This window comes from Desulfonema magnum, assembly GCF_017377395.1.
GTDB lineage: Bacteria > Desulfobacterota > Desulfobacteria > Desulfobacterales > 4be13 > Desulfonema_C > Desulfonema_C magnum.
In genome coordinates, this window is sequence record NZ_CP061800.1 from 118,764 (window position 1) to 138,573 (window position 19,810).

At 45.4% G+C, this 19,810-nt stretch carries 18 protein-coding genes and 1 tRNA gene; 10 read left to right on the plus strand and 9 right to left on the minus strand.

The window, feature by feature from the left end:
• Window positions 1-310 precede the first annotated feature (310 nt).
• Complete coding sequence (locus dnm_RS00495; protein ID WP_207680758.1) at window positions 311-2,077, plus strand: RHS repeat protein; 1,767 nt, start codon at window positions 311-313, stop codon at window positions 2,075-2,077.
• 373 nt (window positions 2,078-2,450) lie between these two features.
• Here dnm_RS00495 and dnm_RS00500 read toward each other — a convergent pair whose 3' ends face one another.
• Window positions 2,451-2,846, minus strand: coding sequence for a winged helix-turn-helix domain-containing protein (locus tag dnm_RS00500; RefSeq protein WP_207680759.1), 396 nt, complete (start codon window positions 2,844-2,846; stop codon window positions 2,451-2,453).
• A 456-nt stretch (window positions 2,847-3,302) separates the two neighbouring features.
• Here dnm_RS00500 and fdhF point away from each other — a divergent pair, with 456 nt between their 5' ends.
• Together fdhF and dnm_RS00510 are read left to right on the plus strand one after the other, a co-directional pair.
• Window positions 3,303-6,065, plus strand: coding sequence for a formate dehydrogenase subunit alpha (gene fdhF, locus dnm_RS00505; protein ID WP_207680760.1), 2,763 nt, complete (start codon window positions 3,303-3,305; stop codon window positions 6,063-6,065).
• A 1,128-nt stretch (window positions 6,066-7,193) separates the two neighbouring features.
• Window positions 7,194-7,553: a carboxymuconolactone decarboxylase family protein gene (locus tag dnm_RS00510; protein ID WP_207680763.1), complete on the plus strand. Its 360-nt coding sequence runs from the start codon at window positions 7,194-7,196 to the stop codon at window positions 7,551-7,553.
• Between the two features lie 274 nt (window positions 7,554-7,827).
• Here the strand turns inward: dnm_RS00510 and hemL are convergent, their stop codons facing one another.
• On the minus strand, window positions 7,828-9,120 hold the full coding sequence (hemL, locus tag dnm_RS00515; protein ID WP_207680765.1) for a glutamate-1-semialdehyde 2,1-aminomutase: 1,293 nt from the start codon (window positions 9,118-9,120) through the stop codon (window positions 7,828-7,830).
• 344 nt (window positions 9,121-9,464) lie between these two features.
• On the opposite strand from hemL, the gene dnm_RS00520 reads away from it, so the two are divergent.
• On the plus strand, window positions 9,465-10,220 hold the full coding sequence (locus dnm_RS00520; protein ID WP_207680770.1) for an RNA 2'-phosphotransferase: 756 nt from the start codon (window positions 9,465-9,467) through the stop codon (window positions 10,218-10,220).
• Between the two features lie 203 nt (window positions 10,221-10,423).
• Window positions 10,424-10,500, plus strand: a tRNA-Lys gene (locus dnm_RS00525).
• A 187-nt stretch (window positions 10,501-10,687) separates the two neighbouring features.
• On the opposite strand, the gene dnm_RS00530 is transcribed toward dnm_RS00525, so the two are convergent.
• The gene (locus tag dnm_RS00530; RefSeq protein WP_246556156.1) at window positions 10,688-11,053 is read right to left on the minus strand and encodes a helix-turn-helix domain-containing protein; all 366 of its coding nucleotides are present in this window, start codon (window positions 11,051-11,053) and stop codon (window positions 10,688-10,690) included.
• A complete protein-coding gene (locus dnm_RS00535) occupies window positions 11,016-11,312 on the minus strand; it encodes a type II toxin-antitoxin system RelE family toxin (RefSeq protein ID WP_207680772.1) in 297 nt (98 codons plus the stop codon). Before dnm_RS00535 ends, dnm_RS00530 begins: the two co-directional genes overlap by 38 nt.
• 659 nt (window positions 11,313-11,971) lie before the next feature.
• On the opposite strand from dnm_RS00535, the gene dnm_RS00540 reads away from it, so the two are divergent.
• From dnm_RS00540 to dnm_RS00550, 3 genes are all read left to right on the plus strand, one after another.
• Window positions 11,972-12,223 (plus strand): type II toxin-antitoxin system HicA family toxin, encoded by a 252-nt coding sequence (locus tag dnm_RS00540; protein WP_207680774.1) that lies wholly within the window; start codon window positions 11,972-11,974, stop codon window positions 12,221-12,223.
• On the plus strand, window positions 12,210-12,557 hold the full coding sequence (locus dnm_RS00545; protein WP_207680776.1) for a type II toxin-antitoxin system HicB family antitoxin: 348 nt from the start codon (window positions 12,210-12,212) through the stop codon (window positions 12,555-12,557). The genes dnm_RS00540 and dnm_RS00545 overlap by 14 nt, the downstream gene beginning before the upstream one ends.
• A 130-nt stretch (window positions 12,558-12,687) precedes the next feature.
• Window positions 12,688-12,867, plus strand: coding sequence for a hypothetical protein (locus dnm_RS00550; RefSeq protein WP_207680777.1), 180 nt, complete (start codon window positions 12,688-12,690; stop codon window positions 12,865-12,867).
• A gap of 85 nt (window positions 12,868-12,952) precedes the next feature.
• Here the strand turns inward: dnm_RS00550 and dnm_RS00555 are convergent, their stop codons facing one another.
• Window positions 12,953-13,291 (minus strand): hypothetical protein, encoded by a 339-nt coding sequence (locus dnm_RS00555; RefSeq protein ID WP_207680778.1) that lies wholly within the window; start codon window positions 13,289-13,291, stop codon window positions 12,953-12,955.
• A 277-nt stretch (window positions 13,292-13,568) separates the two neighbouring features.
• Here dnm_RS00555 and dnm_RS00560 point away from each other — a divergent pair, with 277 nt between their 5' ends.
• The gene (locus tag dnm_RS00560) at window positions 13,569-13,784 is read left to right on the plus strand and encodes a hypothetical protein (RefSeq protein WP_207680779.1); all 216 of its coding nucleotides are present in this window, start codon (window positions 13,569-13,571) and stop codon (window positions 13,782-13,784) included.
• Between the two features lie 38 nt (window positions 13,785-13,822).
• Here dnm_RS00560 and dnm_RS00565 read toward each other — a convergent pair whose 3' ends face one another.
• Window positions 13,823-14,719, minus strand: coding sequence for an exopolyphosphatase (locus dnm_RS00565; protein ID WP_207680780.1), 897 nt, complete (start codon window positions 14,717-14,719; stop codon window positions 13,823-13,825).
• 711 nt (window positions 14,720-15,430) lie between these two features.
• Between dnm_RS00565 and dnm_RS00570 the strand changes: the two genes are divergently transcribed.
• The gene (locus dnm_RS00570) at window positions 15,431-16,531 is read left to right on the plus strand and encodes a transposase (RefSeq protein WP_207677902.1); all 1,101 of its coding nucleotides are present in this window, start codon (window positions 15,431-15,433) and stop codon (window positions 16,529-16,531) included.
• Window positions 16,532-16,965: 434 nt separating this feature from the next.
• On the opposite strand, the gene dnm_RS00575 is transcribed toward dnm_RS00570, so the two are convergent.
• The 3 genes from dnm_RS00575 to dnm_RS00585 are packed head-to-tail and all read right to left on the minus strand — an operon-like array spanning window position 16,966 to window position 19,797.
• Complete coding sequence (locus dnm_RS00575) at window positions 16,966-17,817, minus strand: hypothetical protein (RefSeq protein WP_207680781.1); 852 nt, start codon at window positions 17,815-17,817, stop codon at window positions 16,966-16,968.
• Window positions 17,720-17,992, minus strand: a complete 273-nt coding sequence (locus dnm_RS00580; RefSeq protein ID WP_207680782.1) for a hypothetical protein — start codon at window positions 17,990-17,992, stop codon at window positions 17,720-17,722. Before dnm_RS00580 ends, dnm_RS00575 begins: the two co-directional genes overlap by 98 nt.
• Complete coding sequence (locus dnm_RS00585; protein WP_207680783.1) at window positions 17,989-19,797, minus strand: tetratricopeptide repeat protein; 1,809 nt, start codon at window positions 19,795-19,797, stop codon at window positions 17,989-17,991. The genes dnm_RS00580 and dnm_RS00585 overlap by 4 nt, the downstream gene beginning before the upstream one ends.
• Window positions 19,798-19,810 lie beyond the last annotated feature (13 nt).

Consider the following 19,810-nt stretch of genomic DNA (forward strand, 5'->3'; position numbering starts at 1 on the left):
CCGGAAGCACGAAGTCTTTTGTTGTGTTTGACTATGATGAAAACAACGACGGCCTGCTCACGAAAAAGACGGAGCCGGAGGGGAACACGGCTTTCTCATAAAAATAAGTAAAAAATTTAAAGAGGTTATACAGGCAGGATATCCGAACAGGCATCTGAATTTGTAATATCCTGATAATCCGTAAAAATAATTATTCATAAAATGAACCTGATTTTTCAGACATCGGTTATCCGGCAGGCTTCTGTGATTTTTCAGGCGGAATCCGGAATTAGTAATTTTTTAACTTCCTGAAATTATATCTTATATTTTTATGATAAAGCCGTGGGAGGGGAACGGGTTTGTCCATGTGTTCGATGGGAACGGACGGGTTGAGCATACGGAGGATGAGGAAGGCGGACGCTGGGAATTTTCCAGGGTCACGGATGCGGCCGGCAATATCACTTATGAGACAAAGGCCCTTGCGGAAGGTGATGATGTTTATAATATCACGTCCTACGGGGACCGTACCGATTCCACAGGTAAGCACACCTCTGAGATCACAGGGCCGGCAGGCGGCATGACACAGTTCACACGCTCATCTGACAGTCTGGGGGTTGTGAAGGAACTGCCCTGCGGCACGGAACTCGGATTTGAATACGACGCCGATCCCCGGTGGCAGACCAAATATGTGAAAAAAATGACGGAGACGGCGCCTTCGGGATTGACAAAAACCACGGAAAGGAGTAAAAGTTACGAAGACACCGACTCGGACGGTATGCCGGATATCATCACCGAGACGGTCACGGTGAACGGGACAAAGACCACAACCCTGGTGCAGGATATCGCTCTGGCGAAAAAGACCGTCACGTCTCCGGAGGACAGGAGCGTGATCACCGAATACGACCGCGACACCCTGCTGACGACAAAGGTGAGCGTGACGGGTCTTAATGACACGACTTACGGGTACGACGCAAAGGGCCGTCCGGAGACGATTACGACCGGCACGAGACAGACCGTTCTGGCGTATGACGCCCGGGGAAATGTCGCCTCCGTCACAGATGCGGAAGGCAGCATTTTCACATATGATTATGACGATGCGGGACGGCTGACGGCGATTCACCGGCCCGATATCACGGACGTGGGAAATGAGACGGTCATCGCTTTCGGCTATGATGAAAACGGAAACATGACCGTGCTGACGAATCCCTCGGACACGGATCACGGGTTCGGTTTCAACAAGGTGAATCTCGGCAGTTCATACACAACACCTCTGAGCGGGGACTACACTTATGTGTATAACAAGGCACGGCGGCTCATACAGAAAAACTTTCCGTCGCCAGATGCATGGATCAGTTACAATTACGACCCGGCGAAGCTGGAAAGCATCGAAACCTCCGAAGGCGATGTCACTGATTTCACCTATTATTCCTGCGGATCAAAAGTGGACACGGTCAGCAGGGGCAATGAGGAAATCAAATATGTGTATGACGGAAGCCTCGTCAAATCGGAGATACTGAGCGGGACGCTGGGTCAGACGCTTTCGTATGATTACAACAACGACTTTGCCGTCCAAAGACTCACATATGCCGGTGCGGACTGCGATTATGTCTATGATGACGACGGTCTCCTCACCGGTGCGGGGGATTTCAGCATCACCCGGAATGCCGGGAACGGCCTTCCCGAAGATGTCTCCGGCGGTGTACTGAGTCTCACACGGACTTTCAGCGGTTACGGAGAGACGGACGCTGAAAGTTTCTCAGCGGACGGCACGGGGCTTTTCTCATGGTCGGTCATCAGGGATAAGAACGGCAGAATCACTGAGAAAACAGAGACGTTCCCTGACAGCACGACGGCAACTTATGACTATGATTACGATGCTGTCGGCCGTCTGCTGAGTGTCACGAAGGACGATGCCGTTGTCGAAAGTTACCAGTACGACACCCGTCCTTACGGCATCCGCACATATCAGGAAGTGAACGATGTCACCAGACCGCTGGCTTACAACGACGAGGACAACCTCCTCACCGCCGGAGATGTGACGTATCAGCATGATGCGGACGGCTTCCTTGTCAGCAGAACGCAGGAGACGGATCAGTGACAGATCCGGTTAATGGCCCGTCGTATAACTTTTCAGCTCCTCGAACTGATCCGGTCGGACATTTTTTTAATGATATGGTCACATATTATATTTGGGGAAATCCCCCTGATGATCCGTCTAATTTTATTGAAAGAATAACCGGAACGTATGATGGCCCGTGTCCATATGGAAATTAAAAGAATGTGACCCAACTAGTGCAAAAGGTTAAATTTTCGGATGCCCGCTCATTGGTTATTGTAGTCATTCTATCCACAGTTTGTGGAAGCGTGGCATCGGTCAAAAACGGATTCCTGCTTTTGCGGGAATGGCAGGCTTTTTGTTTGAATCAAGTCAGAAAACTTGATCATTTACGACTTATATGAACGAAATAACATTATTTTTTTTTCTGACTCAGGGTCTGAGGGTTCCTGAGACCCCGGGCAAAATTCTTTTCAAAAAGTTCGTCAGAATGGGTATTCACACGTTTATGAAGCTGTGAAAACTGATCCATCAGCATCTGTGCAAAAGGCGTGAGTCGTGACCCCCCGCCTGATGACCCTCCGATATTTCGGATCAGCAAAGGCTCTCCGAGCCGTTCCTCTGTGGCCCGGACCTTTCCCCATACAGCACGGTAGCTCATCTTCAGTTCCTTGGCTGCGGCCTGTATTGAGCCTGATTGTCGGATGGTCTCCAGAATTTTGAAGCGTCCCAGTCCGAACACCACATTTCCCTCGTCATCCTCGATCCATACTTTTGAACGAATATGGAATTTTTCTGAGTTATTATACATAATATATTTTTATTTATACTCGATAATCAGGTTTTTTTCTGTCATTCCGTTCGACCGAACTCGCTCGAACGGAATGACAAACGTTGTGTTCAAATCAGATCAAAAAATTTGACCATCGAGCCAGATGAAATTCTTATTTTAGCCATTATAAATCAGTATATTAGTTGAGAATCACAGAAATATGACAAAGTTAATATCATATTTCTGAGAATAAATACAAGAATGTTTCGTTATGTCAATATTGACATAACGATAAAAGCATGATACAAGCCAACCTCGTTATTATCCGACAAACTGAAGTCCGTTCGGCAAACAGCAAAGAAACCCTGAAGTTCGTAGTTCCGTGTTTAGGCCATTTTGCATCATATCCTGATTCCGTCTGGCCGCCTAAACGCGGAAGTACGAACTTATAAAATCAAATTTGACAAATTATTATAATATTCGGAGGTCTGAATCATGTCTGACAATATGTTTGTTCTCAATGGCCGGGAAGTGAGTTTTGACCCGGGCCAGACCATTCTGGAAGCCGCAGAAGCCTGTGGCGTGCAGATTCCCACGCTTTGCCATCTCAAGGGAACCACTCCCACCGGTGAATGCCGGATCTGCGTAGTGGAGGTTCAAGGGGCAGATATGCTTGTTACGTCCTGTAGCACGCCTGTTGAAGCCGGAATGCAGGTGAAAACCGAATCCCCGCGGGTGGTCACGGAACGAAAAAAAATTCTGGAACAGCTTCTCACATCCGGGAACCACAACTGTGCAATTTCCGGCTCAGATAACGGCAACTGGACTGAATTCCAGCTTCAGGTTCAGAAAAACGATGCTTCATCGGAACTGTGCCCGGTCTGGGGAGACTGCAAACTTCAGGAACTGGCCTATCAGTACCAGGTGAAGATCACACCATCTTCCCCGCAAAGAGACTACTACCCTTCGGAAATGGCCAATCCCATGATTATCCGGGATTTCTCACGCTGCATTCTCTGCGGACGATGCATAAAAGCCTGCAACGAAGTCCAGGTCAACCGTGCGATATCCATGGGATATGAGGGCGACAAGGCCAAGGTGGTCACCCCGGGAGATCATCCGCTGTCCGAGTCTGACTGCGTGTTCTGCGGAGAATGTGTCCAGGCATGCCCGGTGGGCGCACTGGTGGAGAAAAAAGCCCGTCATATCTGGCGTCCCTGGGAAACAGAGAAAATCCGAACCACCTGCCCGTACTGCGGCGTGGGATGTCAGCAACTGCTTCATGTGAAAGATGGAAAAATCGTAAAAGTGACCGGTGTGGAAGATGCCGAACCCAACCAGGGACGGCTATGCGTCAAAGGGCGCTTCGGATATGACTTCATTTATTCAAAAGACCGGCTGAAAACGCCGCTGATCAGGGAAAATAACGAATTCCGAGAAGCGTCCTGGGACGAAGCCCTTGACCTGGTGGCCCGGAAATTCAAAGAAATCATCCGAGAGAACGGCCCGGACGCGATCGCAGGTGTGAGCTGCGCCCGCAGTATTAACGAAGATTCGTATCAGATGCAAAAACTTTTCCGCGCGGTGATCGGGACCAACAATATTGATCACTGCGCGCGTACATGACATGCTCCCACAGTCGCCGGTCTGGCGGCAGCATTCGGTTCCGGAGCAATGACCAATTCTTTTAACGAATTCGCCAGGGCAAAAATGTTTCTGGTGATCGGTTCCAACATGACAGAGGCACATCCGGTGGCAGCCACGTTTGTGAAAAACGCGGTACTCAGGGGCGCACAGCTTATCGTGGCAGATCCGAGAAAACACCCCCTAGCGGATCATGCATCCCTTCATGTGCCCATCCGTGTAGGCAGCGATATTGCTTTTATCAACGCGCTGATGCACGTTCTGATCAAAGAAGATTTGTATGACAAAGCGTTCGTAAATTCCTGTACCGTTGATTTTGACAAACTAAAAGAAAAAGTGATGGAATATCCGCCCGAACGGGCAGCCGATATCTGCGGTGTCAGCCCGGACATGATCCGGGATGCGGCAAGACGTCTGGCATCGGTCAAACCGGTCATGCTGTGCTATACACTGGGCATCACCGAGCATACCTGCGGCAGAAACAACGTGCTTTCAACGGCCAACCTGCAAATGCTTCTGGGCAACATGGGTGTCGAGTGCGGCGGCGTGAATCCGTTGCGAGGCCAGAACAATGTGCAAGGTGCCTGTGACATGGGCGCACTGCCGAATGTGTTTCCGGGTTATCAGCCTGTGACCAGCGCGGATGCCCGGGCCAAATTCGAGGATGCCTGGGGGGTGGAAAATCTGCCTGACAAAAACGGTCTGATGATTCCTCAGATGATGGAAGGACTTGTGGATGGAAAAGTCAGGGCTTTCTATATTTTCGGGGAGAATCTGGCCAATACGGAACCCGATATCCGCAAGGTCGAGCATGAGCTGGCTTCCGCGGAATTCCTGGTGTGCCAGGATATTTTTCCGAACGAGACCACGCGCTTTGCGCACGTGGTTTTTCCTGCCGCGGCCTGGAGTGAAAATGACGGCACGTTTACCAACAGCGAGCGCCGGGTGAGCAGGGTCCGCACTGCGAGCAAAGCCCCGGGACAGGCTATGCCCAACTGGTGGATATTCAAACAGATTGCCAAACGTATGGGGCAGGACTGGGCTTCGGACAGCGCCCGGGAACTCTGGGATAATGAGATTTCCGTGCTTGCGCCCCAGCTGTGCGGCATCAAATACCGCCGTCTGGAAGGAGACGGGCTTCAGTGGCCCTGCCCGGATGAGGACCACCCGGGAACCTGCTTTCTGCACAAGGAAGGCCAGTTCACCTGCGGCCTGGGGGTGTTCACGCCTGTGGAATGGACACCGCCTGCGGAGGTTCCGGATGAGGAATATCCTTTTGTGCTGAGTACCGGGCGCCGTCTCGCACATTATCATACCCGGACACAGACCGGACGCTGCGAGGGGCTGAACGATATTCTGGGTGAAGAAACCGCGGATATTTCTCCCTTTGACGCGGCAGATATGAAAATCGGACACGGAGACATGATCCGGGTCAGTTCCCGGCGGGGCGAGGTGCAGGTCAAAGCAAATGTCACGGATCAGGTTCCCAAAGGCATGGTCTGGATGGCGTTTCATTTCCGGGATGCGTGTGCGAACTGGCTGACCAATCCCGCGTTTGATCCGGTGACGCTGACAGCAGAATACAAGGCATGTGCCGTGCGGATCGAAAAATAGTTTTATCTTGCCCGAGGCGTGTTCCGACTCCGGATATAAAGCATATAACCCGTTGAATTATATTTCATATATGGCTATATCTCCAGATTTCGTACACCGCCAAAAAATCTGCTGATTATATAGGGGAGGGCTGACCAAGCCCCGTAGGGGCGGCATATTTGTAGCAGCAGGTTTGCTGCCGGACGGGGTTTGCAACCCCGTCCGAAACGTTTGCAGGCGGCGATCCGAAAATATTCCGGACGGGGTTGCAAACCCCGTCCGGCAAAATCAGAGTTAATAAAAACAGTAGGTTGTAATCTTAGCCTGATGCATATGCTGACCAAGCCCCGTAGGGGCGGCATATTTGTAGCAGCAGGTTTGCTGCCGGACGGGGTTTGCAACCCCGTCCGAAACGTTTGCAGGCGGCGATCCGAAAATATTCCGGACGGGGTTGCAAACCCCGTCCGGCAAAATCAGAGTTAATAAAAACAGTAGGTTGTAATCTTAGCCTGATGCATATGCTGACCAAGCCCCGTAGGGGCGGCATATTTGTAGCAGCAGGTTTGCTGCCGGACGGGGTTTGCAACCCCGTCCGAAACGTTTGCAGGCGGCGATCCGAAAATATTCCGGACGGGGTTGCAAACCCCGTCCGGCAAAATATTCACACCAGCAGCGGACCCAAAATCTTTTCCGGAGTGCAAAAACAGAGCGAAGCGGTTTTTTGCATCTTTTTTTATTCACAGCAGCAGCGGACCCAAAATCTTTTCCGGAGTGCAAAAATTAAGCGAAGCGGTTTTTTGCATCTTTTTTTATTCACACCAGCAGCTGACCCAAAATCTTTTCCGGAGTGCAAAAATAGAGCGAAGCGGTTTTTTGCATCTTTTTTTATTCACAGCAGCAGCGGACCCAAAATCTTTTCCGGAGTGCAAAAATTAAGCGAAGCGGTTTTTTGCATCTTTTTTTATTCACACCAGCAGCTGACCCAAAATCTTTTCCGGAGTGCAAAAATAGAGCGAAGCGGTTTTTTGCATCTTTTTTATTGACAAATACTCTTCCACGTTATTGAGTTATTCATTGTACGAAGATATTTTGGTCAGGGCTTCACAGAAAATTAAAATATAAAGTAACTTTTAAGAGGAGACGAAAGCAATGAGTGAATCTGTACTTCAATATGAAGAAAAAATGTGGGAGATGTTTGATCTGACAAAGGAACACATGCCCGATCTTACGGAAGCATATTATGGTGCTGTTAAAAATGCTGTATATTGTGACGGTGCTTTGGATCTGAAAACCAAGAGACTGATGTCATTAGCGATTGGCATCCAGGCCGGATGCAAAGACTGTATGATTTCTCAGACCTCAAAACTATTAGACTTAGGCGCAACACCTGCTGAAATTTTCGAGGTTTGCGCGGTTGCGGTCAGCATGGGCGGCACACTCGCCTGGAGCAAGGCTTTGGTGGTTGCTGATTATCTTCAGGAACGAGGATTAATAAAAACACAACCCTGACCAATCCCATGCACACGGATAAGCATTCGCTGCGCTCCGTTTCTGCGGATGATGGCCATCGTTCTGGCTTGTCATATCATTCAAATCCGGCAGCCCCTCCTCCGGAAATAAATTGGCGTCAAAATTTCTCCCGGACACGGCATTTTCTTCAGGACCAAATAAAACTATCTGTAAACTTGAAACCTGAAACTGAAAAGTGTTCCAAGTTTCGAATTTCGAATTTCAAGTTTCAAGTTTCAAGTTTCAAGTTTCGAATTTCAAGTTTCAAGTTTCATTATCTCGCCAACATCGCAAACACTTCTTCAGCAGCCTTTATTGTCGTGTCTATATGCTCATCAGTATGTGCAGCGGAGACAAACCCCGCTTCAAACTGGGATGGGGCAAGGTAAATTCCTTTTTGGAGCATGCCTTTGTAATACGCTGAAAACAGATCCAGGTCAGAAGTCTTTGCATCAGCAAAATTTTTCACGTCTTTGTCTGTGAAAAAAAGCCCCATCATGGAGCCTACACGATTAAAAGACGCTTTTATTTCGGCTTTTTCAGCAGCCTTTTTCAGACCTTCGGAAAGCCGGGCGGATTTCTCTTCCAGGCTCTCATAAAAACCAGGTTTTTTGAGCTGCTCAAGGGTTGTAATTCCTGCTGACATGGCCAGAGGATTACCGGAAAGCGTTCCCGCCTGATACACAGGTCCCTGTGGTGCAATATACTCCATAAATTCACGTTTCCCACCATACGCGCCCACAGGCAATCCCCCGCCGATGATTTTTCCAAGGCAGGTGATATCCGGTGAAATGCCATACAGTTCCTGCGCGCCGCCATAAGCCACCCTGAAGCCGCACATCACCTCATCAAAAATCAGCAGGCTCCCGCTTTTTTCCGTGACTTCCCTCAATATTTCCAAAAATCCGTGCGCGGGCGGAACCAATCCCATGTTTCCGGCCACAGGCTCCACAATAATACACGCAATTTTATCCCCCTGTTTTTCCATCACTTCTCTGACACAATCCGCGTCATTATAAGGAAGTGACAGCGTATGCTCCACAAAGGATTTTGGCACGCCCGGACTTCCGGGAATCCCCAGTGTGGCAACGCCTGAGCCTGCCTCTACCAGAAGGGTATCTGCATGACCATGATAGCAGCCGTCAAATTTGATAATGGTATCCCGTCCGGTGAAACCCCTGGCAAGACGTATGGCGCTCATGGTGGCTTCAGTCCCTGAATTTACCATACGCACCATTTCTATGGAGGGAACCGCTTCTGTTACTGCCTGGGCAAGTCGGATTTCAGCAGAAGTCGGCGCACCGAAGCTGGCTCCCTGTGCCAGCGCGAAGGAAAGCGCTTCCGTTACCTTGGGATGTCTGTGACCCAGAATCATGGGACCCCATGATCCCACATAATCAATAAAACTGTTGCCATCCGCGTCAAAAATCATGCACCCGTCAGCATTGTTAATAAAAAGGGGATGATCACTCCCCACTGATTTGCATGCCCGTACAGGACTGTTCACTCCGCCAGGAATAATATTCATTGCCTGCTCAAAAAACTTGCGGGAATTTTCATACTTCATTTCCAAAGTATCCTTTCATCATGATAAAATAATATATTGACAGTTTTTAAAAAGGGGTGTTAGGTTTTAAGTGTTAGGTGTTAAGGTGTTAAGTGTTAGGTGTTAAGTGTTAGGTGTTAAAGTGTTAAGTGGCTGCCGTACCCTGTAGCCGCCGTGCCCTGAGCCTGTCGAAGGGCAGACCGGGGCAGGTCGGAAAACGGATAAGGAAAATTAACTGATTTAGACGGCCTACCTAACACCTAACACCTAACACCTAACACCTTAACACCTAACACCTTAACACCTTAACACCTAACACCTTAACACCTAACACTTTTTATCCAGTCAGGCAAGGTTTTACAACAATGGGACAACAACGATCACCCCAACGATTATCCAAATTTTTATCATATATATTAGAACGCAGGCCCGATGAGTTTGGTCTGATTTTGGATCCGGACGGATATGTTAAGATCAAGGATTTAATAAAAGCTGTGTGTGAAGAGGACGGGCTGAGATATGTTCGCAGGGCGGCTATAGATGAAATCCTTGTCACGCTGCCAAATCCGCCCATTGAGATTAAGGGGAATTATATTCGTGCAAAAAACCGGGAAGGTCTGCCAAAAGAGACCTTTGCGAAAAATCCCCCCAAGCTCCTTTATACATGTGTACGCAAAAAAGCCCATGGCTTTGTTTTGGAAAAAGGCATATTTCCACAGGCATATCCGAAAGTTATTCTGTCATCAGATCGTGATCTGGCTGAAAGAATGGGAAAGCGTTCGGACCAGTCCCCGATTCTGCTGACAATTCAGGTTCAGAAAGCCATGAATGAAAGGGTTGTGTTTTACCAGGCTGGTGAATCGCTTTACCTTGCAGATGCCATTCCGGCAGGCTGCTTTACAGCCCCTCCTCTGCCAAAACAGAAAGCTGAAATCAAAAAACAGAAAGTCCCGGAAGAGCCGAAAACTCAGAAGTTCCCCGGGAGTTTTTTTATTGACTTTACTGAAGAAAGCGAACATAAAAAACAGGTTGCCCGTAAAAGAAAGAAAAAACAGGTTACAAAAGAAAAAGATAAGCGGCGAATGAGAAAGCAAAAACAAAAAATGTGGGACAATTCGTAATTTTTTCTGTGACTGATTAAAGAAACCCGGGTTTTCCCGAAATGGGAAAGCGCCTTGTCCGGGGAAAAAGCCGGGTTTCTTCCCGCACTGCGTAACCTTTTGTCCTGTAGATAGAATTTTTTTTAATTTTTTAATTGACAAGCTGTTTTTAGCCTGCTATAAGGCACATTTGTTTGTGTGACTCACATAGCGCATCCGTCAAAGGGCCGTTAGCTCAACTAGGCAGAGCACCTGACTCTTAATCAGTAGGTTGAAGGTTCGATTCCTTCACGGCCCACCAAAAAATAACAAGGGATTATGATATTTTTATCATAATCCCTTTTTTTGTCCCCTAAATTTTACAAAAAAGTTGCACCAGGGGAAAATTTTCACATTAGGTAGTGTTCCGGTTCCGGATATAAACCATATAACGCTTTGAATCAGTCTGATAACTACGAGATTATATCCAATTTGGAACATTGCCCAAATTACAAAAAGACCTTGTAGCTGATATTCAGAGCTTTCCCCAGTTTTTTGGCTATGGCTTTTCCGATGGGTCTTTTACCGTTTTCCATCTGGGAGATATGGCCCTGGGGAATTCCGGTAAGCTTTGAAAGTTCCTTCTGGGTTAAATCTTCCTTATACCTTGCCCCGACCAGGGCAAGGCCCGGAAGTTCATTTTCTTCATAATCTTCAAGAAATGCCTCCCTGAAGGGAACCGAATCAGACATATCGGTAAACCCCATACGTTTCAGATAACGGACAACTTTGTCCCGATTTTCAGACGGTCCGACAAATCTCAGTTCCACAGGATTGTCAGTACGGAGCTTTTTCGTGGGTTCCGACGTATTCAACAGATATTATCCTTATTTTTTCGTCTCTCACTTCCCACACACATACATAGACAGGTTTCCCTTTTTTCAGGTGGCAGTGATGACGATTCTTCCCCAGTTTGCCGTAATTCGGCCAGTTTCCGCTGACCGGCCCCCTTATAGCCTTAATTTCTTCGGAAAGAGCCAGAAGCGCACCTTGGACTTGTCTTGGCAGCTTTTTACGATTTTTCTTAGCATTATTAGATAGTTCTACTTTCCATTTTTTGTTTTTTGCTCCCATAGTTTATCTTCCTTTTGAAGCGGATGAAATGGGAACAATCAACGAGGCTTGCCCCTAGCTCTCCCAGATTATCCGTTTTATTCAATTTATATTGTCTATCAAAATTAAATAAATTATCCGGGAGGGTAGTATTTAAGCCTTGTTTAAATAAGGACATGAAGAACTCCTCCTTCTTATACTTTGTCTCGTTTCAGCGTTATGAAACGGATCATTAACATTTTATAACAAATTTAATGTGCTAAGTTATTTTTTTAAATCTACCTCCTTTGTGTACTTTTTCAAAGAAAAAATATTCCATAAATGGAATATTGTCAATAAAAATCTTGGGACATTCTGCTTTTCTTTTCCAAGATTCTCTGCGCTCGATTCTGACGGGCAGGGTGAAAAAATGGCTTGAAATCGGAACGCCGGAGGGGTAAATTGGATATAATTACAGTCTTCAGAAAGCAGTTTTCCATAAAAAAATTGGTAGTCCTGCACAAGCAGTGATGAATGAGATTCAGTGTCCTGATAATCGGGGGACTGAACGGGATTTATCACTACCTTTGCAGGACTACCAGAAAAAGATTGTCCGAAGTGTAAAGCGATATTAAAACATGCAGCATAGGCGGCAGGTAAAAGATGAAGCTCAGTGACTATAAAAACGGTGATAACAAATTATGACCAAGTCGGAAAAGCTGTTGTCAAAAGCCCGGAACAATCCTTCTGGTCTGTCTTTCAGTGAGTTTGAAAGGCTGCTTTCTCACAACGGATGGACGTTTGACCATCAGAAAGGAAGCCACCGGATATGGCGCTCACCCGGAGGGACACGCCTTCCTGTTCAGTGCAGTTCCGGCGGAAAGGCAAAAGGCTATCAGGTGAGACAGTTTCTGAAACAACATGGGAAGGAGAGGAAAAATGGACAAATTTGACGGGTTCAGCATCAGAGTTTATAAAGACGAAGACGGTGACTGGCTGGCGCATTTTATTGAACTGCCGAACATTTCGGCTTTTTCAGACACGCCCGAAGGTGCGCTGAAGGAGCTTGAGACCGCATGGGAGGGTGTCAGAGAAAGCTGCCGGAAACATAATGAACCGCTTCCCCGGCTGCCTGACATTGAAGGATATGACGGGCATTTTGACATGAAAATTGATCGGAATCTGCATCGTGCGCTTGACATGGAAGCTGTCAGAGAGGGTATCAGCCTGAATGATTTTCTGACCCGGAAGATTGCGGAAATTGCATTCGGACAGAGCTGCATTTAAACCTTTGCAAGAAGTTCGCTTAACAATTTTCAAGTCCGGTCAGCATGGGGGGACTTGCTCTCTTAAAAGATGGTAAGTGAGTCCTGAAAGTATGAAAACGACTTGCTGAGGAAGAAAAAAGGAGGAAACCATGAGTTCAGAACACAAAAAAGAACACATAACTGCTGTTGAGTGTACAGCCTGCGGCTGGGTTGGAATCAGCACCCAGCTTGATTTTATAAACGAAAACAACTGTCCTTGTGCTGATCCTCGGTGCCCGTATTGCGGGGCCAGAACAGAGGAAATTCCGATAGGAGATGAAATTAGATGAAAAATAAAAAGGGACAAAAAGTGCCGTGTATGATTTCAAACAGATGGATTTAATTTCCCGATGAATCCGAAAAAGGCGAAAACAATTACGCCATCCCCCTAACCCCGCATCCAGGCATGAAACTTTTCCACCCATTGCAGGATATTCTCCGGAGCATGGGCTTTTTTCCATTCCCCTGCGGCATACTTGTTCGCCTCTGCCAATGTCGGATAGATGTGAAAGGAATGCTGCCTTCTTTTGCATCGGATTCATTCAGCCCCCCCCTGGCAACTTCGGGGTCCGTATAGGTGGCCCAGGGAATGAGTCTGTAATCCGCCTGAAATGATTTAAAACTCCCGAACAGGCATTGCATTAACCGACGCGTAGCGGCCGCGTGTGTAAACTGATACTGTCCCACATCGCCTGCACAGAAAATGGAACGCATTCTCAGAGGCTTCGCCTCGTATGTCATCGTCCGGCCGATGATTCATATGAGATGCCACGCAAGGCAGAGCCTTGGGGTATGCGTTCCCAGGCGGAGCCTGGGAACGAGCGAAACTCCCGAACAGGGCATTGCATTAACCGACGCGTAGCGGCCGCGTGTGTAAACTGATACTGTCCCACATCGCCTGCACAGAAAATGGAACGCATTCTCAGAGGCTTCGCCTCGTATGTCATCGTCCGGCCGATGATTCATATGAGATGCCACGCAAGGCAGAGCCTTGGGGTATGCGTTCCCAGGCGGAGCCTGGGAACGAGCGATTTTGGGGTATGCGTTCCCAGGCGGAGCCTGGGAACGAGCGATTTTGGGGTATGCGTTCCCAGGCGGAGCCTGGGAACGAGCGATTTTGGGGTATGCGTTCCTAGGCGGAGCCTGGGAACGAGCGATTTTGGGATATGCGTTCCCAGGCGGAGCCTGGGAACGAGTGCTTTTATGATATGTGCACGCGAGCTGCTTCTTGTCAGCCCTTAATATTTATTCTTCATTTGCTTTATTTTCCAACAAAATATCAAGAAGTTCCCTGATATTTTTATCTGTTTTACTTTTATGGAAATTACATGCACCAGCCCCGCGATGTCCGCCGCCTTCAAAATTTGAAAGCATAAGCCCCACATTTACCTTGCAATTCGGGTTAAAAATGCTGTGGCCGACACCAATGATGACTTTTTCACGATCTTCATTATCATAACGGATTTTCATGTTGACGATGGTCTCCGGAAACAAGGAATAGACCAGGAAACGATTTCCCACAGGCGCTTCATCCAAAGATCGGAAATCTGTCACTGAGACGTGCTTTTCTACATGGGTATGTTCTTTTAAAAGCGTTTCATATGCCTTGTTCTGTTCAATGACCTTTTTGCATCGCTTTTTTACCTCCGGGTCATGAAATACCTCGGGGATATCAAATTTTCTCAGCAAATCAATGAGCTTATTCCAATACGCCTCATCAGATTTATCGCGATTTGAAATGGTCATGGAAATCAGGAGAGAAGGATAACTTTCAGGATGAAGCACTTCATCCAAAGACAGGTCCGCGGAATCAATTTTATCTGTTTCTCTGACCAGTTCGCTGTAATCCCGTGTGAATCTGTCTTTGTAATATTTAAAAATAACCCCTGCGGCCGAAGGCGCAATCTCAAAAGCCCCTTCAAAAGGGGTGTCAATTCGGTTTGTATAATGATGATCAAACCACATGCTACAATTTTTGTCATATGGCAAGTTGGCGAGGATATCCCCCTCCTCAACATCTGCCAGACCTTTCTGTATTTCACTTGGCTCCACCCATTTCACAGGTTTATTGATATCCAATGCCTCATAAAGCAGCACCGCACATACAATACTGTCAAAATCGGCTCGTGTGACAATTCTCATAAATTAATCCTCCAAATTTTATAGAAACGACTATGAAAAAATTATTTCAGACTATAAAAGACTGAATTTTTAACAATACTTGTGACAATATCTGAGCAATGATAGCAGTTGTCAGGCACTAACATTGAAATAATTTTTACCGTGAAAGTACATTTTGAAAACCCGGGTTTTTTATCTGAAAATATTTTTATGACCGGGGGCGAAAAACCCGGCTTTTTCCTGAGTGTTTATTTGTCAGAAATTCATTGAAATATTGTGCGCTATGACTCGGTGTAAAAACACCTGATTCTGACGGGCTTTGTTCAAGCTTATCTTATTAATTTCTAATTATTTAATATAGATGTCATTATCAGATATGACTTTTAAAATCAATGATAAAAAAGGGATAGGCATTGTGAATGAGCTTTGAAGCCCCTTTGAACCAGGGATTCACACAGATATTATAAAGTTCGCGGATTAAAAAAATCTGTGTAATCCTTTTCACTACCGTACACTTTTTTTAACTATTTTTAATTATTATATAAAGACGACCATAGTTGGTTTGAAATTTAAATAACTGTTTGTTTTTTAAATTTTTTTAAGATTCACCATCGGCTGTTTTTTCTGAGTAAATATTACTCATCTGAGATTATGACACAAAAAAATCTTAACAGAAAAATATAATAATGGTATGACAGCTTTCAGAAAATAACAGATAACAGGGAGGCTGTCATGAGCGACAATGTGAACAGATATCGTGAGATCAGAAAGGCTTTGGACAATATGTATCCGAAACAGCCGAAGGGAAACGAGGCCCGGCGCCTGAACACGCTGGCCGCGATAATCAGCGGCATCACGGGGAGCGGGAGCTGCCAGCTTCCGAAAATTGCAGGCAAAGTTCCGGATGAGAACGCCGCGCCGGCGAGTGTGGAAAAGCGTATAAAACGTTGGATTTCCAATGACAGCATTGAATCTGAAACATTTTTTCTGCCGTTCGCACAGGCGCTGCTGATCAGTCTGGGACTTTCCGAAATTGTGCTGGCAATGGACGGAAGCACGGTCGGCCGGGGATGCGTAACCCTGATGATCAGTGTGATTTATAAAAAACGTGCCCTGCCCCTTGCTTACACGGTGGTCAGAGGTAAGAAAGGTCATTTCCCGGAAGAAAGCCATGTCGGACTGGTCGGGGAGGTTGCCAACGTGATACCGGAATCCGCGCAGAAGGTTATTTTTCTTGGTGACGGAGAGTTCGACGGTGTCGGTTTGCAAAAAAATCTGGCCGAACGGGGATGGCTGTATGTGTGCCGAACGGCATATAATACCAAAATTTTTTGGGACGGAGAGGAGCATCGTCTTAATGTTCTCGGTGTGTTCACGGTTCCGGACAGCTATCGGTACATACGCAATGTTTTGTTCACAAATAAAAAATACGGACCGGTGACGGTTGTCGTCTGGTGGGCGAAAGGAAATAAGGAACCGATATATCTGGTTACGAATATGAGATCGCCCTGGGAAGCCTGCCAATATTATTCCAAACGGTTTCGTATCGAAACATTTTTTTCCGACCAGAAAAGCCGGGGGTTTAATATTCATAAAAGTCATATTTCCGACCCTGACCGGTTGCGCCGCCTTATGATCGGAGCGTGTCTTGCCTACATCTGGATTGTGTTCCTGGGAACACTGGCAACGGAACAGGGCTGGGACAGAATTATTCACCGTGCCGACCGATGTGATCTGAGTCTCTTTCAATTAGGTCTGAGCCTGTTGGAATATTTTTTAAATTACGACATACCTGTTCCGGTTGCCTTTCAAATGTTCAATCCGACTCTCTAGTCATCAATCATAAACGGAACCTGTGTCACATACAATTTATAAAATAAAATCAGATTATTATAAAAAGTGTACGGTAGTGAAGTAATCCTTTACTGTGAAAACACATAGGAGGAAAACGAGTGATGTAGTTGAAAAAAAACTTTTTTACAGATATTTGAGAAACCCGGCTTTTTCCTTCACCGCGGGCGGATCATTCCGGTAAAAAAGCCGGGTTTCTTCCCCGGACACAGGGGGAAAGCGTTAATGTTTTATTTACGATAATCTGTGGTTCAAAAATAAAGGAGAGGACAGGGTAAAATGAAATAACAGGGGACAGGTATAGAAAAGCTCCGGAATCAATTCCGGGACTGAAAGCGCAAGCAGCCTAAAGGCAGCTATCACAGTGGGCTTTAGCGTACTTTGACTTTCACCGGGGAGATTAATCCCCGGCTTTTCTATTCAGTTTTTGAGTTTTGGCTGCAAATTTTACCGAACCATGAAATAATGTCTTTCAGGCTGTAAACAAGCGCTTTGACAGTATCGGTTGTCGGTTCATACACCGAACTTTCTCGCTTATTATCATGGTTTCCAAAATCGCTGGCAATGGTTTTGATGCTGAAAAAAAAATTTCGGATAACGCTGTTGATATGTCTGTTGTTTGATAACCAGTTTGCTGTCTGGCTTCCCATAATGATTTTGCCGTAATCATTGCTGCAATTTTCCTTCATATCGGGAATCCGTTCCGAACATTCCCTCAGTATCTGCTCATAAATGATTCTCATCTCTTTGAGATTATCGCCGATTCTTCGCTTGTCATCTTCTTCTTGAAGTATTTTCAGAAAATTATCCGATGATCTGTTGCCAATATTTTTTTGCAGAATGTTCAAATAATACTCATTTTCTTTTTGCAGATTCAAAATCGGAACATTTTCAATGATTTTCTGTAACTCAGACTCATTGCCCTTTTCAAAAAAGTTTTTTTCGCTGAATTTGCCAAAATCAATGAGCATGCTTATATCGTCATAGCCACGAACCGGGTCGGAGCGGATGGAATTACCGGTCAGAAGGTAAAATCTGTTCATCACATTAGATTCATACACCAGCTTGTGAAGCAGATAATCGCCTTCACGTTCAAAAAAACTTTCATACAGGGAGTCATTGTACGCGGGATCAATTTCTGCGATTTCTTCAAAATCGTATTCATCATATTCAGCCAGATTTCTGTCGATGATCAGCAGCGCATACCTTTCCTGATGAGAGACCACTTTGCGTAATGCGGGCCGGGAAACGATATTCAACTTCCACAATATTTGTTTCCTCCACAATGCCCTTTATCTCATCAGGTTCGGCCCCGTAACCGCTTTCATCTTCTTCCAGTTCTTTCAGTCGTCTGATTTTTTTCTTTCCCAGGTATTTTTCAAATAATCGGATAATCCCGGGGATATTCCTGGACAACTCATCTTCCACGTATAAGATTTTCACTGATTTTTCCTTTCTTTCCAGAAATTGGGGAATCTGATTTCAACAGACCAGAGATTTCCGTCCTTATTTACAACGGGCGAATCCGCATTCAGGAGCTTGGCAAAATTTTCAATAATCACATGGCCGATGCCTGTTGTTTTGGCTTTGACATTCGGTCTGAACGGATTTTCTACGCTGACGGAAATCTGATTGGTGTGGCTGGTAAACCGGATGTGCAAAAACCGCTTTTCCTTTTCCACAAACGCCACATATTTGACAGCGTTCAGAATGATCTCCTGAAACAGAATCAGGAATTTCACAGCCGAACCTCTGTCATTCCCCATGACATATGTTTCCGCATCTCCGAAGGTGATGTCGGTCTCGAAGAAGTATTTTTTCAGGAATACATACATATCTGAATCATCTGCCTGTGAGACATTGGCCCATTCTGATTTTGCGGAGAGAAAGATATCTTTTGTGGGGAAATATTGTTTCTGAAACTTCCCGAAATATTTGCCGTCAAACATATTTCCGGCAGAGTATCTCAGGGACTCAATAATAACAGATTGGAAACTGAGGCTGTCTTTTCCGGTGCTGTGTTCCGCATCATAATAAAAATCGTCAATTGAACCCCTGAAGGATAAATTCATGGCATTGACGATCTCCCGAATCAGATTTGCGCCTTTTAATGCGTTTTGAATGACCTGTGGTTTGACAACTGCCTCCTGCTTTAAATTTTCAAGCGGATCAATCACGGTTTTGACCAGGTTTTTTATGGAATGGGAGAGGTCGGCGATGACTTTGTTTCGTTCCTGAATTTTTGCCCGGGCTATTTTTCGTTCATGTTCAATTTCCACTTGAATTCTCTCCTGTTCTTTTTTTTTCTGAAGCAATTTGTTGAGATCAAAGTATAATGAAATTTGGGAATCAAATGCTATTGGGGAACAAATCAATGCAACTATAAATGTTATAAAAAGAATTAGTCCCATCAAAGGTCCGAAGATATAGTAAGACAAAAGACAAAAAGAGACAAAAATAATGGAAATAACTGGCTTAAAAAATTTACCCCTTTCTTGAAATCTAAAATACTTGTACTCTAAAATAGCCAGTTTTGCATTCATAAAAAAATATTCTTTTCCATCTCTTTTTGAAACTTCTGACACATTTCCATTAAAATCAGGATAATATTGGAATATCTCAGAAATAAGACCTTGAATATTTGGGGGAGTATCCGATTCAAAATTAAAGCGATCTAAAAATCTGGCTAAATCAAAAATTTCTCGCTTATGACTTAAATCAAACAAAAGTTCCATGACCTTTAACATAAAGAGAATACTGGAATCCGTGACTGTTTCTTTTAATATGCTTCTATATTTTTGAAGTTTTTTCAAAAATTTTTTTCCTATAAAAGCATCGCATATTCCATAGGGCAGATTTTTTTTCAAGCTATTTTCAAAAGATGATAAATCTCTCAATGAGTTCTCCTCATCTCCCATTTTATAATAACAATATCCCCGAAGCAGATAAGATAAGGGAATTTCAAGTTTGAAATAAGAGACAGGCTTTAACTTGATAATTTGACTGAAATCATCAAATGCCTTGTCATGGTTCTTCATTTTTAAATGCGTAACACCTCGTTCAAAATAGTCCGTTATCTTGGGATAAATTTCAATTGCCTTGTCATAGTCATTCAGGGCCATATCAAATTCGTCATTTTCAAACTGAAGATTCGCACGTTTCCGGTAATGTTTCGCATTTTCCGGTTCTGATTCAATTTTTTCTGTGAGTTTATTTATCTTCTCAATGAATTTTTTGTCATGACTCATTGTGATTCCTTTC